This is a genomic window from Streptomyces sp. NPDC051822 (assembly GCF_044452745.1).
Lineage (GTDB): Bacteria > Actinomycetota > Actinomycetes > Streptomycetales > Streptomycetaceae > Streptomyces.
On the sequence record NZ_JBITBZ010000016.1, the window covers coordinates 57,677 to 71,234 of the forward strand.

Here is a 13,558-nt window from a genome sequence, read left to right on the forward strand (position 1 = left end):
TGGTGCGCGCGCTCGCCCCCTCATCGACCACCACGGCAACGCCAGCACCTGGTTGGCCGCCACCGTCGTCCACTCCACTCCGGCCCCTTAGGACCTGTCCGGTCGATCATGTTCGAGGCCAGATGATGAGCCTTTTCCAACCTGGCATCCGCACTGTTCAGGGCCCTGGTGCCCGTCGGGTCCCCGCAGTTGGCGCGGGCTTCTGACCAGGGCTCCGCAGCCGGCCGAGGACTCTGGAGACCATCTGCTGGCGGCTCACGCCCCCATACGCGCCAGGTTGGAAAAGGCTCACTGGCAGCTATGTGGCCTTCGTCTCCTCACAGCAGCAGCGCCCAGTGGCTCCACGCGTGAGAACGGGAGCCGCTTGTAACGGCGATGACAGGTGCGTCGAAGCGGGCGGCAGCAGGGGTGAGGCCTGAGCCGCGGGATCCTGCCAGGGTGCCTTGACCAGCGGGTTCGTGTGGCTGAAAGTGGATCTCCTGATCGACTGGGGCGGGAAGCATGACACATGAGGAATACGCCGACCGCTGCGAGGAGCTCTTCGCAGTGGGCGGGTTCGCGAAGGCCCGGAAGGTGGCCGAATCCGGTCTGGGGGAACTCGGACCCGATCCGGTGCTCTACCGGTGGCTCGGCCTCGCCCACGCGGCGGAGGACGAGGACGACCACGATGCCGAGGCGGAGAAGGCTTACAAGACGGGGCTGGCGGAGTGGCCGGACGACCTCGGACTGCTCGTCTCCTACCTGGAACTGTGCCTGCGGGCCGACGCGTGGACGTATCCCGGTCGCGTCGCTCGGGTGGATCGGCTCAAGGAGCGGATCGCGGAACTGGCGCCCGCGGGGTCGCCCGAGGCGGCACGGGTGGAGGCCGCGCTCGACTGGGCCGGGCGAGGCTACTGGCAGGACGTACGGGAGAGGACGGCTGCCGCGCGGACCGATCGAGCGACTCTGACGTCCCACAGCGCGGATGTTGCTGAAGCGCTGGAGCGGGGCGGCCAGGCGCCCGCCCATCCGGAAGACCTGCGGGCCGCCGAAGTCGCGGCCGCGCTGGACCTGCTGGCCGGCCCGTGGCAGGCCCCGCTCCGGCTCATGGTCCGCCACCGGGTGGCCGCGTATGCCACTACTTCTGTGCTGGTCTTCGCCACCAACAAGGCCCTAGTGCTGAGCGGGACCGTTTCCTACAGCATGTGGGGCTGGATCTGGTTCGCGCCCCTCCTGCTGGCCGACTCGAAGCTCAAGCAGGCCCGGCGGCTGGCCCGCCAGCGGGTGATCGCCGCGATGGAGGCCCGGCACGCCGAAGCCGACGCCGCGGGCTAGGAGCTCTCTTACGGATCACTGACAGAGAGATCGCAGGACCTGCTGGGGGCGGCGAAAGTGTTGCCTGCGACGATGCGCCTGTGAGCTACGACCTTGCTGTGTGGGACGGCGACCGTCCATCCGACAACCGTGCCGCGAGCTCGACGTATGACGAGCTCTACGAGCGTTACCTGTAGTCGGACGATGTCGCCGTGCCTCCGGCACCGCGCATCGTGGCGTACGTGGAAGCCCTCGTCGCGCGATACCCGGACGACGTCGACCACAGTGTCGTGTGGACGTCGACCCCAGTCATCGACGAGGCATCGGGCCCGATCGTGTACCTGCTCATGTCCTACGGCAAAGCCGAGGAAGTATCCGAGTACGCCGCTGCACTGGCCCGCGAGCACGGCCTGGTGTGCTTCGATCAGCAGGGAGAGTGCCTCCGGTCGTGAGCTGCCTGTTCTTCAGCGGGCGGACCAAAGGAAGATGCCCGCGATGAGGAGACCGGCACGGTAGACGGTGGCGGTCTTCTCGTAGCGGGTGGCCAGGCCGCGCCATTGCTTGAGGCGGTTAATGCAGCGTTCGACGGTGTTGCGTTGCTTGTAGGCATCGCGGTTAATCCGGGCGGGCGCCCGCCGCCGCGTCCCTTGCGTTTGCGGTTGGCGATCTGGTCGGCAGGCTGCGGGATCACAGCCCGCACTCCGCGTCGTCGCAGATGGTCCCGGATGGCTCGCGACGAGTATGCCTTGTCCGCCAGCACCGCGAAGGGGCCTGATCCTGGGCCTACCAATTCGACGCGGGACCCGGATGGCAGCCATCACGTCCTCGAACGCCGGCGCATCTCCGGCCTGGCCGGGCGTGAGCACGAAGCACAACGGACGACAGCGGCTGTCAGCGGCGAGATGGACCTTCGTGGTCAACCCGCCACGCGATCGTCCAATCGCGTGGTCGGCGGGCTCACCAGCCGGAGCCCTTTTTTGCGGGCCCCGGCGCCGTTCTGGTGGACGCGCACGATCGTGGAGTCGACCGCGACGACCCAGTCCAGGTCACCGTCGGCATCCGCTTGAGCGAGCAGCGCGGTGAAGACACGTTCCCAGTTGCCATCGATGGCCCAGTTCCTCAACCTCGTATAGACGCCCTTCCACGAGCCGTACTCGGCGGGGAGGTGCACCCTCTGAGACCCGGTCTGGAACTTCCAGGCGATCGCATCGATCACCTGGCGGTGATCACGCCACCGACCGCCCCGTCGCGGCGTCCGATCAGGCAGCAACGGCTCTATCCGCGCCCACTGCGCGTCGGTCAATGGCACGACCAGACCAACGATCCGATGATCGGAAAGAAACGCCCTAGTACTGCAACGGAAAGAGGCCCTGCCGGCCGGAGCGCAGGGCCGTCCGGCGAGGGCTGTCGGCCGCCCCGCCAGCTCGCGCGCCGACTGGCCGGTGGGGCGAGGATGGGGCGGACCATCCGGCTCCGGCGTCCCCCGAGAAAACACCTGGCCCCGCCGCGCACCACTCGATATGATCATCGTGATGACGACCTACTCTGCTATCAGATCGGGGGTCCCGTCCGCGCAAGGTGAGTGCTGATGCTTACTCCCCCCGCGAACGGCGATACCCGCCTTTCCCTCTGGCTGCGCGTGCGCGAGTTCGCCGTGCCGCCCTCCATGATCGAGACCGCTGGCCTCCGCCGCGCCGTCGGTGACTGGTCGGGCGCCTGCGCCGCAGCGGGCGTCGACGTCGATCTCGACCTGCGCTCCGCCGCCCGCACGTACGGGCGGGAACGCGCCGCCCTCGTCAGGGCGGACCTACGCCGACTCGCTCCCGACCTGCTGCGCTGGCACATGCCGCGGATCGCTCCCGACGGAGTCCTGCGCCCGGGCCTCACCGTGCCGCTGGCCCGCTACGGGCCCTGCGGGCAGGACGACTCGGACACCGCACCCCCCGGGGACGCCCCGTCCCCACCGCTCTACCTCGTGGTGCGGACCGCGCCCGCGTGGGCGGACGCCGGCCAGCGGATGAGTCTCGCGCTGTGGGACGGATCCCGTTCCGCCGGCGACGAGCGGCGACATCCGCATCCGCGCCCGAGCCGGCGGTACCGCCTGGATCTGCACCGCCATCTCTGGGACGCGACCCGCAGCGACGAGCTGCGGAGCCGCTCCGGGGCCGACACCGCGCCGTCCGGGGATCCGCCGCGGCCGGACGAGGAGGCGACCGGCCATGCCGTCGACCGCTGGGCGGCGGAGGCCGGGATCCTGCTCAGGGCGGAGGGACGGGACTCCGGACGGGTCAGGGTACGGCTCGGAGCCCGCCGGCAGCTGGTGCTCGACGTATCGCCGGGCGGTGGACCGGTCTCGGCCGTCCCGGTTCTCTCCCCGGCGGCACCGGGCGCGCTGCCCACGCTGCCCGACGCCGCGACCTGGGTGCTGCCCGACCTGGAGTTGCTGCGCGCCGGGCTCGTCGAGGCGGGGCGGCTGCATCCTCTGGTGGCCGCGGCCCTCGCCCCCGGTCATCCGCCCGCGGGACCGGCCCCGGCGGCGGACCCGCCCGGGCGGCCCCGCCTGGTGGACTGCCGGGGGGTTCCGCACCGGATCGGCCTCTCCGATGGCGTACTGGCTCCGCTCGACCACGGCCCCGACGAGATCCGGCGGGAGGAGCTGCTGGTCGCGCTCGGCGGCCCTCCGCTCCCCTGCTTGCGGGCCATCGACGAGGCCCATCGGAGGCCGGACTGCCTCACCGGCGTCCGGGAACGCCTGGACCACGGCGACACCGCGGGCGCGCTGGCCGTCGTGGAGGGCCTGCTCGGTCCCGGCGCCGCGCTGCGCAACGGCGCGTTGCGGGACGCGCTGGAGTCGGCCGCCCGGCGGCGGATCGCGTACGGGCTCTACCGGACGGACCTGTACGGCCCGGGCCCGGGCCGTGTGCTGCCCGGGCCCGACCGCCCACGCAGTCATCGCGCCCGCCCTCGCCACAGCCAGTCCCTCTGACCGACGCGGCACCCCGCCCACGCGCCGGTACCTCGACCTCCCGCGCCACCACCGGTGTGTGCCGGTGCCGCCGACCGCAGCGGCAGCGCCGGTTCGCCCCACCGACAACGAATACACAGGTGATCACCCATGCCCTTGAGCACCCCCTCGCCCGCCCAGCTCGACGTCGCCGACACCCTGCTCGCCCTGTTGCGCGACTCCACGACCGAGCCGCGCCCCGACGACCAGCTGGAGGCCCTGACGCTTGCGGTCGCCGCCGACCTGCCCGTACTCCTCTGGGGTGAGCCGGGCATCGGCAAGACGGCCGCGCTGACCCAGCTCGCCGAGTCCCTCGACCTTCCGCTGACGACGGTGATCGCCAGTGTGCACGAGCCGTCCGACTTCTCCGGGCTGCCCGTCATCGGTGACGACCCCGCCGAGCAGGGGGTCCCGATGGCCCCGCCGGACTGGGCGGTACGGCTGGTGAAGGAGGGCCGCGGTCTGCTGTTCCTCGACGAGCTGTCGACGGCTCCGCCAGCGGTGCAGGCAGCCCTGCTCCGCCTCGTCCTGGAGCGGCGGGTCGGCGCGCTCCGGCTGCCGTCGGCGGTGCGGATCGTGGCCGCCGCCAACCCGCGGGCCTCGGCCGCCGACGGCTGGGAGCTGAGCCCTCCGCTGGCCAACCGCTTCGTGCACCTCCAGTGGACCCACGACCACGACGTCGTCGTCCGCGGCCTCGGCGGCACCTGGCCGCGGGCGACGCTCCCCCGGCTCGATCCGGAACGGCTGCCGCACGCGGTGGACTTCGCCAGGCGCGCCGTGTGCGGGCTCCTCGCCACCCGCCCCTCGCTGGTGCACCGCCTGCCCAGCGGGGAGGCCCGGCGGGGCGGCGCCTGGCCCTCCCCCCGCAGCTGGGAGATGAGCCTGCGCCTGATCGCCTTCGCCACCGCCGCCGGCTCCTCTCGCGAGGTGCTCTCTCTGTTGGTCAGGGGCACGGTCGGGGACGGTCCGGGGCTCGAACTGCTTGCGAGCCTGGACCGCATGGAACTGCCGGACCCCGAGGTGCTGCTGGCCGACCCGGCCGGCGCCGAGCTGCCGGAGCGGGGCGACCTGCGCCAGGCCGCGCTCGACGGTGTGGTGTCCGCAGTCGGCGCGCGCCCGGAGAAGGCCCGCTGGGAGGCCGCGTGGGCGCTGCTCGCCCGGGCTGCGGAGACCGGCGCGCCGGACCTGGTCGTCGTCCCGGCGACCACGCTCGCCGGGCTCCGCCGTGCGGAGTGGGACGTCCCTCCCACCATCGAACGGCTTGCCGGCGTGGTCTCGTTGTCCCGGCGTGCGGACGAGGCCGCGGCCCTGGTTGGGAGCGGCGCACGGCGGGTGAACGGCGTGGCTTCCGCCGCGGGCGCACGATGAGCCAGGTCACGGGCACCGACGCGGGCGCATCCGGGCGCTCCGGCGCGGTGTCCGAGCCCGTCCTCGACCTCGACAAGCTCTTCGCCGCGCGGCTGTTCGCCGTCCGGGCCCGGCCCTATCTGGCGACCGCGCTCTTCGCCCTGCACGTCGTGGAGTCCCGACGGGTGCCGACCATGGCCGTCGACCGGTACTGGCGGTGCTACGTGTCGCCGGTCTTCGTGCGGCGGACACCGGTGGAGGAACTCGCCGGGGTCTGGGTCCATGAGGTGGCGCACCTTCTGCGCGACCACCACGGGCGCGGTGACCGGGTCGCCTGGGAGCGCGGCCTGACCGGCCCGGGTGCCCGGCTGCTGATGAACATCGCGGCGGACTGCGAGATCAACGACGACGTGTTCGGGGACGGGCTCGTCATGCCGGAGGACGCGGTGACCCCGGGCTCCCTGGGGCTGGCCTCCGGAGAGTTGATGGAGGACTACCTGCGCCGGATCGGGCTCGGCTCCGGCATGGAGCACCTCGCCTGGCTGGACTGCGGCAGCGGTGCCGACGGGCTGGAACGCGAGTGGGAGCTGGGGGCTGACGGCGCGGACGGGCTCAGCGAGCAGCAGCAGGACGCCGTCCGATTCCGGGTGGCGCAGGCCGTCAAGGGGCGCCCCGGGACGACGCCGAAGGCGTGGAAGCGGTGGGCCGAGGAGGTCTTCCACCCGCCGCAGCCGTGGCGGGACCTGCTGGGGGCGGCGGTCCGCTCGGCGGCCTCCGCGGCCGGGGCGGGCGAGGACTACTCGTACGGGCGGCCGTCGCGGCGCTCGGCGGGGGTGCCGGGAGCCGTGCTGCCGAGCCTTCGGCGCCGACCGCCGCGGGTCTCGGTGATCGTGGACACCTCCGGTTCGGTGAGCGACGCGGAGCTCGGCGGCGCGCTCCTGGAAGTGGCCGCGATCTCCCGGGCCGTGGGCGGGCGCCGCGACTTGGTGACGGTGATGTCCTGCGACGCGGCGGCCCGCACGGTGCATCCGTTGTGCAGTGCTGAGGGCATCCCGTTGGTGGGGGGCGGCGGTACGGATCTCCGGACCGGCTTCGCCCGGGCGCTGCGGACGGTGCCCCGGCCCGACGTCATCGTGGTCCTGACGGACGGACAGACGCCCTGGCCGGACGAACGGCCTTCGTGCCGGACGGTGGTGGGGCTGTTCCCCCGCGCCGGATCGGGCCGCAGGGCGTGGATCGAGAACGATCCCGACTACGAGCCGGACGTCCCGCCCGACTGGGCGCGCGTGGTGACCATCGGCTAGGACCTGTCCGGCCGATCACGGCTGTAGGCAGTCGGGGGTGATCACCGGGTGAGCACCATCGTGAAGTTCTTCGTGGCGCCGGACGACACGTCAGCAGGTCTGGCCCTCCAGTCCGGGCCGGGACCGGCATTCGAGTCCCTCTCCTTCGGCAACTTCAATCCTTTAACGAGCTGGTGCGTGATTGCGTTGGAGATGGGCGGGCCTGAGCTGGTGGTTTTGTCAGGCGGTGGTCCTGCGGTCGGAGACGAGGTCGGCGATGGCCCGGTAGGTGTCGGGCAGGACATCTCGCCGGTGCGTCCAGCGGGTCAGCTGCTTCCAACGTTTGTGGTCGGCGAGCGCATGCTCGAGGGCCAGGCCGGACGTGAGCTTCGCGGGCTACCTGGTGACCGCCCGACGTGTCACAGACGTGCCGGAAGGTGCGGCCGCTCGCGGTCAATGAGGGAGCCGGCGGACGCGTGCCAGATGCGTGCCAGATCGCCGGGCTCTCACCACCACGCCGCCGCGCGCTACTCCTGCTCCGGCGCAGCCCTCAGAGGCTTTCAACATCTCCACCACTCCTCGCTGAGTACTCAGTGAGGTCATTCCTGTCCGGCTCGCGGCACAGCCCTCGCGACATCACGACCGATTCATCCGGACTGGTCACCACGGCCTGGTAGGTGCCCGGCGGTCGAACGCTGCTTCAACCGACTCAAGCAGTTCCGCGCGATCGCCAGCCGCTTCGACAAACTCGCCGCCCGTTACAAGGCCGGAGTCCACCTCGCCTCACTCATCCTCTGGCTCCGCGAACCCATCCAAGATCCTTTGTCAGACAAGACCTAGGTACTGTCTCTTTGATCATTCGAGCGCGGACGAGGATAACAGTCGGGCTCGACGATGCACTTGTGGCCATCCGGATTACGATGGCTGCTGCGGATCCGGCAGGGTGTCCGCGAGGAGGGCGGGGCGTGTGAACGAGTCCGATGTCCCGCGGCATGAGCCGGTCTGGTTGGTGGCGGCGAACGTTGTGGCCTGGCGTCGATGCGGAGTTGGCGGCCAAGAACTGCGCCCGGGGACGAAGTGCTTCAAGGGCGGGGCGAAGGTGTACGTGGCCGATGCGTACTGGGGTCCGGGAGGCGATCGGGTCACGGTGGTCGGACGTGAGCGGCACACCAGTCGGTGGATCGTCATCGACACGGCGACGCGCCACCTCCACGGCTTCCGGCCGAAGCTCGTTCACACCCCGCGCGTCTTGGAACGGCTGCGTGAGGCAGGACGCGAACGTGGACTCGGCGCGGACTACGCAGCGGACGTCTCCGCGACGCTGGAGCGGTATGCGCGCCAGTACCGCGCCGAGACGGCACCGTACAGTCCGCACCCGGACCGATGCCTTTGCCACGCCTGCCTCACCGGCGAGCCCGGGTAAAGCGTGTTCCTTCTACAGGTCAGTCAGTTGATCGGGTGTGTCCGTCCGGTTAGTGATCACTGATGCGATGTGGGACCGGCTTGAGCCGCTGATGCCCCCCAATCCGGTCCGGGGGCCACGTTGGGCCGACCATCGTCGGACCTTGGAAGCCATTGCATGGAAATACCGCACCTGCTCGCCCTGGAGAGATCTCCCTGCTGAACTTGGTTCTTTCCAAACCGCGCACAAAAGCTTGATCAGATGGGCGGTCGATGGAACGTGGGAGCGGATCTTCGGTGCCGTCCTTTCTGCTGCAGATGCCAGCGACGACATCGGTTGGACCGTGTCGGTGGATTCCACCGTCTGCCGTGCCCACCATCACGCAGCAGGTGCCGGTGGCAAGGTTGCAGCTGACCGGCCCGAGCCGGCGGACCACGCGCTCGGCCGATCCCGTGGTGGCCTGAGTACGAAAGTGCACTTGGCCAGCGACGACCAAGCCCGACCACTCGCCATCCTTGTTACCCCTGGTCAAGCCGGGGACGCGCCCTCGTTCGAGGCCGTCATGGGCCGAATTCGGGTTTCCCGGGTGGGGCCCGGCAGGCCCAGAAGTCGGCCTGCAATAGTCCTCGCGGATCGCGCATACTCCTCTCGCGCGATCCGTGGGCATCTCCGCCGCCGAGGTATCCGGGCCGTCATCCCACAGCCTGCCGACCAGCTCGCCCACCGCCAACGGCGCGGCAGCCACGGCGGGCGGCCACCTGGATTCGATCCGGAGATCTACAAGAAGCGGAATACCGTCGAGCGGTGCATCAACCGCCTCAAGCAGTGGCGCGGTCTAGCCATGCGAACCGACAAACTCGCCATCGCCTACCAGGCTGCACTGCACCTGGCTGCCATCCTCATCTGGACTCGCAGGTGACCAAAGAGACAGGACCTAGGACTCCGGGGCCGACCATGATCGTTCTCGCCGGGATTTCCTGTGCCCCAACTACTCGCATCCGCACCCGGTCAACCGATGAACCCGGTCAGCCTCCAGGCCCATCTACGCGAAATCGGCGTCCCTCCGCAGCGCGGCAGGACTTCCGCAAGCCGACAACTCGTCCTCCAGGCCCCAGCCCCCGTCATCGCAAAGGCTCTCGGCTACCAAGACAAGACCGCCACACGGCTGGTTACCGAAGCCGGCGGAACCTGGAGCCGATATGCCCCCGGTGACCACAGACGGTGAAACGCAGATGTTCACGCTGGTTCCGCTGAGCCTCTCGCGTCCTTGAGGTTGATCACCCCCAAGTCCCCCAGCTGATGAGCCACTGGGGGCATCCAGGGGTGAGTCAAGTTCGGAGAGATCACCGAGAGGGTATGCGGTAAATGTCGGGATTGTTTGCCATTGACCCTGGAGGCTAAAATTCTGACCTCACATCCGCATGGCGCTCCAGTCTTCTACCAGGTTGTCGCCACCGTAATTCCTCTCCTGATGTTGAATTACTTCTTCAACGTGAAGGCCGAAACGCACGTCAAGCGCCTAGCCGAGGGATGGCCGAAGCCGATTCGCACTACAGCGGCTTTGATTGCCCTAGCGCTGGGGCCGCTTGCGGCCATTTTCGGTGCCGTAGCTGGCGAGACGGCTTGCCTGCTCGCACTCTATTGGGGAAATCCAACAAAAGGGAATACGTTCTGGAGCATCCTTGGATTGATGATGCTGACAGGTGCTGGAGGTATCCACTGGCTCACTGGCCTACTTACTCGGATTGCTGACATCACAGAGTATCTCGGCTGGAGGAAGGTTGAAACTCCGGTGAGCGCTTCCAAGGTGGTGAATGATGGCGGCTCAGGCGACGCGAAATGACCGCCGGGGCTGCCTCGGCCTGGCCCTTTCTATCCACCACGCACCGTGACCAACGCGACCGAGCTGCCGAGAATACGCGACACCTGATCATGCGGCCCTACCAGTCCCAAGGTCGATCTTCCGGCCCTGACGGTTCCTGACAGTGCGCCAGTTGCTCAGCGTCTTTTTCGTGACGCCGATGACCTCCGCGACCTCGGCGGGCGTCAGCAGGGGATCAGTCTTTCGGCGGGCAGGCATGACTACTCCAAGGAATCTCGCTCATGAGCAGCTTCCGGGTGGGCCTGCCGTGGTCCGCGTTGAATCCTAGATGCCCCACGCAACCCGCACGCTGCCTTCTTCCGGAACCCGATCCGGCAACTCCCGGGAAGCACGGAGGGCGCGACTCCCGGAAACGATGTCCTTCCCAGTGGGCAACTCGATCGCACCGACTCACGAGAAGGCGAAACCGCTGGTCAACGAACTGGGGAGTGGGTAGAACTGACCTGTGATCAGTCCGCACGTCATTGACGAGGGCCAGCCCATCCCCCTGGAGGGCGAGGGTCTGACGGAGTGGCTGATGTTCCGCCGGCACCTCACATTCCAGGACTGGGACGAGCCGTACGAGGCACTCGGGTACCTGTCCCACCGCACTCCCGTCGCCGTCGCCGCCATCGCCGCCCGGCGGCACTGGACCGAGCGCGCGAACGCGGCCCCGCCGCGCTGAGCCGTGCCCGGACGTGACGGCGGCCCGCCCCCGGGTGGGGAGCGGGCCGCCGAGATGCGCCGGTCAGGCTGCCTTGAGTCGGGCGACGTGCCGCGCGCGTTCCTCTAGGTCGCGGACTCCGGCGATGCTCCGGTACGCCGGCAACTCGGTGAGCATCGTCTTCAGGTGCTCGTCCCCGCGCGCGGACGCGATCGTGACGTGCTCGTCCAGGAACGTGGCCCACGTCTGGCAGGCCGCCTCAACGTGCCGCATCCGGAACTGTCGCTCAGCGATGACGCCAAGGCAGTGCAGACGCCCCTGACGCTCCAGCGGGCTGCGGACCGCGTTGGACCGCCGCAGGGCCTTGATAGACCCCTCGGGGTCCTTCAGGTGCCAGCGGACGTGCGCCTCATGGAAGTGATAGGCGGCCTGGTCGTAGCCGCCGACGGAGTCGCGTCGGTTGTCTGCCTTCGACAGTGCGTCCTCGGTCTCACGGAGTCGCGTGAAGGCGATGTGCCGGTCGCCGGTCATCGCCGCGGCGGCGGCCTGCTGGCCACGCAGGAAGGCCACCAGACGGGGGCCCGCGCTCGGGGCTGCTTCGGCGGCCGAATCGGCCAGTTCGAGCCCCTTCTTACCGTGTCCGAGGTGCGTGGCCTGGAGGCTCATCCCGCGCAGCGTGCGGCAGTAGGTGAGGTGGTCACCGCCTTCGCCGGCGAGGTCGAGCGCCTTCAGGTAGTACTGCTGGCCGAGCCCCTGTCGGTTCTCGTACATCGCCATCCACCCGGTCAGGTAGACCAAATCCGCGGCGGCGCCCTGCATAGCCCGGCGCACCCGCTCCGTACTGGACGCCCGCAGGTACGTCCCCACGGAGTTGACGAGGAAGGCGGCGGCCATGGGCCGGGCGTGGCCCGCTCCCACCTGGTCCAAGATGTCGGCGATCTTGTCCGTCATCATCCGAACGGTCTCTACATCGGACTCGCCGATGTGCACCGTCCGGCCCGTGTTCGCGGCCTTCTCCCGGTCTGCGGCCTCGGCGTGCCCGGCGAAGGCGGCGAAGACCGGGACGGCCATGCCGACGGAGTACATGCCGGTCTTGAGTACCCCCCGGCGCGAGGGGTCCATGTCTGCTCGGCTCAGGTCGATCACTCCCGTTACGGTGTCGCGCTGTTGACCGGCGGGGGCCTCCCATCCGATCTCGGCGCACGTTACGGGTCGCCCCAGGAGCCGCGAGAGCGCTTCGGCGACCGCCGGGCGAGCCTCCGGCTTCGGGACGCTGCCCGCGAGCCAGTGAGACACGGTCGACTTGTCGTAGTGCAGGGTGAGCCCGAGTTCGCGGCCGGTGGCGTTCACCCGCCGTGCGAGCTGCGCGTTTCCGATCCCTCCCGTCTGCATGATCTCCGCCAGCGCGGTGTTGGGCGTGCGTGGACGTCGTGGCATGTGGCACCCCCGAGTGCGTTCAACCAGTTCAACCCTCCCTCCACTGTGCTCCCTTACTCGTCGTCGCGCACCGGTGTTGGGTGATTACCGGCCGCGTTGACGTTCTGTCGGGCGGTCGGTTGACGGCCTGCCGGTCCTTCCCACCCCCGAGAGGGACCGGCAGACGCAGAGACGGACGAGAAGGCCGACGATGAGCAGACCCATCGCCCCCGTTCCCGGCGGGCTGACCGACGCCCCCGCCATCCACGCCGACCGGCTGAGCCCCGCGCAGCGCGACGGCCGGTCCTGCTGCTGGTGCTCGGACTGGGCGCCCGGCAGCTTCCCGGTGCCGATGTTGCGCGGCGCCGCGACCCTCGGCGCCTGCGAGCAGTGCGCGGGCCTGTACGGCGTGCCGGAGGTGACCCGATGAACCGCGACGAGAAGTTCCCAGCCGCGCTGGACGCCTGGATGCCCGACGACTGGCAGGAGTACCGCGACCGGGTGGCCCACGGCGAGCCGACCACGACGGCGATGGACACGATCAGCCGCCGCCGCGAGCGCGAGGCCCGCGAGACCGGCATGGAGGCGACCCGATGACCGCCCAGACCGAGCAGGCCGGCACCGGCGAGCCGAGGGCCGGGATCGGGGACCTGGTCCGCGACCAGGAGCTGGGTGGTGACGCCGTGGTCACCGACTTGCAGGGCGGTAAGCCTCTGCTGCGCCACCGGTACGGCGGCGGCGAGCCGTGGGCTGCTGAACCGGTCGCCCTGCGGATCATCGCCCGCAGCGGCGAGTGGACGCAGCCGTGAGCGCCCGGTGGGTCGGCGTCGACGAGCCACGATTACGCCCCGCTCCCCGCCACGCCAAGCCCGCGCCGCTGCCGTGGCGCGACCGGCTCACGCTCGGGCTCGGCCTGCCGCTGTTGTCGCTCGGCGCCCTCGGCGCGACGACGCAGGCCCGCGCCGAGCAGCCCGCGGCCGTCACCCCCGACCGTCCGCCGGCGGACACACTGCCGGACCGGCCCGACCCCCACCCGGACCGGCACGGCACCCGCCCCCGCTCCCCACCCCTTGAAGCTCCGGCGGCGGCCGGTCCGGACGTCACACCCGAGGCCGCCGCCGGTCACCAACTCCGTCCCGGTCGGTGGGCACCCCCTCCCACGCCCGCCCACCGACCCGGACGGCCCGCAGACTCCCGCCGCTGAAGGACTGGCGGGACTGCCCGGGAGGCGCCCCCGTCGCCACCCGGGACCACGAGGCCCCGCCCGCTACCCGTCCAGGCAAGACCG

Annotated in this window: 14 protein-coding genes and 3 pseudogenes; 14 read left to right on the forward strand and 3 right to left on the reverse strand. The window is 70.2% G+C overall.

Annotation, left to right across the window (positions count from 1 at the left end; translation table 11 throughout):
* Positions 1 to 501 precede the first annotated feature (501 nt).
* Together ACIA8N_RS34125 and ACIA8N_RS34130 are read left to right on the forward strand one after the other, a co-directional pair.
* Positions 502 to 1,314: a hypothetical protein gene (locus ACIA8N_RS34125; protein WP_365786185.1), complete on the forward strand. Its 813-nt coding sequence runs from the start codon at positions 502 to 504 to the stop codon at positions 1,312 to 1,314.
* 221 nt (positions 1,315 to 1,535) lie between these two features.
* Positions 1,536 to 1,745, forward strand: coding sequence for a hypothetical protein (locus ACIA8N_RS34130; RefSeq protein WP_399416872.1), 210 nt, complete (start codon positions 1,536 to 1,538; stop codon positions 1,743 to 1,745).
* A 12-nt stretch (positions 1,746 to 1,757) separates the two neighbouring features.
* On the opposite strand, the pseudogene ACIA8N_RS34135 reads toward ACIA8N_RS34130, so the two are convergent.
* Positions 1,758 to 2,608 (reverse strand): annotated as a pseudogene (locus ACIA8N_RS34135) (IS5 family transposase).
* Between the two features lie 273 nt (positions 2,609 to 2,881).
* Between ACIA8N_RS34135 and ACIA8N_RS34140 the strand changes: the two are divergent.
* The 3 genes from ACIA8N_RS34140 (at position 2,882) to ACIA8N_RS34150 (ending at position 6,948) form a co-directional block, all read left to right on the forward strand.
* On the forward strand, positions 2,882 to 4,279 hold the full coding sequence (locus tag ACIA8N_RS34140; protein ID WP_365786189.1) for a hypothetical protein: 1,398 nt from the start codon (positions 2,882 to 2,884) through the stop codon (positions 4,277 to 4,279).
* Positions 4,280 to 4,408: 129 nt separating this feature from the next.
* Positions 4,409 to 5,665 (forward strand): MoxR family ATPase, encoded by a 1,257-nt coding sequence (locus ACIA8N_RS34145; RefSeq protein WP_365786191.1) that lies wholly within the window; start codon positions 4,409 to 4,411, stop codon positions 5,663 to 5,665.
* On the forward strand, positions 5,662 to 6,948 hold the full coding sequence (locus tag ACIA8N_RS34150; RefSeq protein ID WP_365786193.1) for a VWA-like domain-containing protein: 1,287 nt from the start codon (positions 5,662 to 5,664) through the stop codon (positions 6,946 to 6,948). The genes ACIA8N_RS34145 and ACIA8N_RS34150 overlap by 4 nt, the downstream gene beginning before the upstream one ends.
* Before the next feature lie 219 nt (positions 6,949 to 7,167).
* On the opposite strand, the pseudogene ACIA8N_RS34155 reads toward ACIA8N_RS34150, so the two are convergent.
* Positions 7,168 to 7,302: pseudogene (locus ACIA8N_RS34155) on the reverse strand (IS5/IS1182 family transposase); the annotation flags it as partial.
* A 312-nt stretch (positions 7,303 to 7,614) separates the two neighbouring features.
* Here ACIA8N_RS34155 and ACIA8N_RS34160 point away from each other — a divergent pair.
* From ACIA8N_RS34160 to ACIA8N_RS34180, 5 genes and pseudogenes are all read left to right on the forward strand, one after another.
* Positions 7,615 to 7,767 (forward strand): annotated as a pseudogene (locus ACIA8N_RS34160) (IS5/IS1182 family transposase); the annotation flags it as partial.
* A gap of 127 nt (positions 7,768 to 7,894) precedes the next feature.
* Complete coding sequence (locus ACIA8N_RS34165) at positions 7,895 to 8,350, forward strand: hypothetical protein (RefSeq protein WP_365786195.1); 456 nt, start codon at positions 7,895 to 7,897, stop codon at positions 8,348 to 8,350.
* A gap of 37 nt (positions 8,351 to 8,387) precedes the next feature.
* A complete protein-coding gene (locus tag ACIA8N_RS34170) occupies positions 8,388 to 9,248 on the forward strand; it encodes an IS5 family transposase (RefSeq protein ID WP_399416873.1) in 861 nt (286 codons plus the stop codon).
* A gap of 465 nt (positions 9,249 to 9,713) precedes the next feature.
* Positions 9,714 to 10,172 carry a hypothetical protein gene (locus ACIA8N_RS34175; protein ID WP_365786197.1) on the forward strand — a complete coding sequence of 153 codons (459 nt, stop codon included), beginning with the start codon at positions 9,714 to 9,716 and terminating at the stop codon, positions 10,170 to 10,172.
* 484 nt (positions 10,173 to 10,656) lie between these two features.
* Positions 10,657 to 10,875 carry a hypothetical protein gene (locus tag ACIA8N_RS34180; protein ID WP_365786199.1) on the forward strand — a complete coding sequence of 73 codons (219 nt, stop codon included), beginning with the start codon at positions 10,657 to 10,659 and terminating at the stop codon, positions 10,873 to 10,875.
* 63 nt (positions 10,876 to 10,938) lie between these two features.
* On the opposite strand, the gene ACIA8N_RS34185 is transcribed toward ACIA8N_RS34180, so the two are convergent.
* Positions 10,939 to 12,291 (reverse strand): hypothetical protein, encoded by a 1,353-nt coding sequence (locus ACIA8N_RS34185; protein WP_365786201.1) that lies wholly within the window; start codon positions 12,289 to 12,291, stop codon positions 10,939 to 10,941.
* Between the two features lie 190 nt (positions 12,292 to 12,481).
* Here ACIA8N_RS34185 and ACIA8N_RS34190 point away from each other — a divergent pair, with 190 nt between their 5' ends.
* Genes ACIA8N_RS34190 through ACIA8N_RS34205 form a run of 4 tightly spaced genes read left to right on the forward strand, consistent with a single transcriptional unit; the run spans position 12,482 to position 13,474 of the window.
* Positions 12,482 to 12,700 carry a hypothetical protein gene (locus tag ACIA8N_RS34190; RefSeq protein ID WP_365786203.1) on the forward strand — a complete coding sequence of 73 codons (219 nt, stop codon included), beginning with the start codon at positions 12,482 to 12,484 and terminating at the stop codon, positions 12,698 to 12,700.
* The gene (locus ACIA8N_RS34195; protein ID WP_365786206.1) at positions 12,697 to 12,867 is read left to right on the forward strand and encodes a hypothetical protein; all 171 of its coding nucleotides are present in this window, start codon (positions 12,697 to 12,699) and stop codon (positions 12,865 to 12,867) included. Before ACIA8N_RS34190 ends, ACIA8N_RS34195 begins: the two co-directional genes overlap by 4 nt.
* A complete protein-coding gene (locus ACIA8N_RS34200; protein WP_365786208.1) occupies positions 12,864 to 13,079 on the forward strand; it encodes a hypothetical protein in 216 nt (71 codons plus the stop codon). The genes ACIA8N_RS34195 and ACIA8N_RS34200 overlap by 4 nt, the downstream gene beginning before the upstream one ends.
* Positions 13,076 to 13,474, forward strand: a complete 399-nt coding sequence (locus tag ACIA8N_RS34205; RefSeq protein WP_365786210.1) for a hypothetical protein — start codon at positions 13,076 to 13,078, stop codon at positions 13,472 to 13,474. Before ACIA8N_RS34200 ends, ACIA8N_RS34205 begins: the two co-directional genes overlap by 4 nt.
* The last annotated feature ends 84 nt before the right edge of the window (positions 13,475 to 13,558 follow it).

Bases quoted from the DNA above. Each gene is read 5' to 3' on its own strand.
- ACIA8N_RS34125 (WP_365786185.1), top strand. From the start codon at position 502: ATGACACATGAGGAATACGCCGACCGCTGCGAGGAGCTCTTCGCAGTG.
- ACIA8N_RS34140 (WP_365786189.1), top strand. From the start codon at position 2,882: ATGCTTACTCCCCCCGCGAACGGCGATACCCGCCTTTCCCTCTGGCTG.
- ACIA8N_RS34145 (WP_365786191.1), top strand. From the start codon at position 4,409: ATGCCCTTGAGCACCCCCTCGCCCGCCCAGCTCGACGTCGCCGACACC.
- ACIA8N_RS34150 (WP_365786193.1), top strand. From the start codon at position 5,662: ATGAGCCAGGTCACGGGCACCGACGCGGGCGCATCCGGGCGCTCCGGC.
- ACIA8N_RS34185 (WP_365786201.1), bottom strand. From the start codon at position 12,291: ATGCCACGACGTCCACGCACGCCCAACACCGCGCTGGCGGAGATCATG.
- ACIA8N_RS34190 (WP_365786203.1), top strand. From the start codon at position 12,482: ATGAGCAGACCCATCGCCCCCGTTCCCGGCGGGCTGACCGACGCCCCC.
- ACIA8N_RS34195 (WP_365786206.1), top strand. From the start codon at position 12,697: ATGAACCGCGACGAGAAGTTCCCAGCCGCGCTGGACGCCTGGATGCCC.
- ACIA8N_RS34200 (WP_365786208.1), top strand. From the start codon at position 12,864: ATGACCGCCCAGACCGAGCAGGCCGGCACCGGCGAGCCGAGGGCCGGG.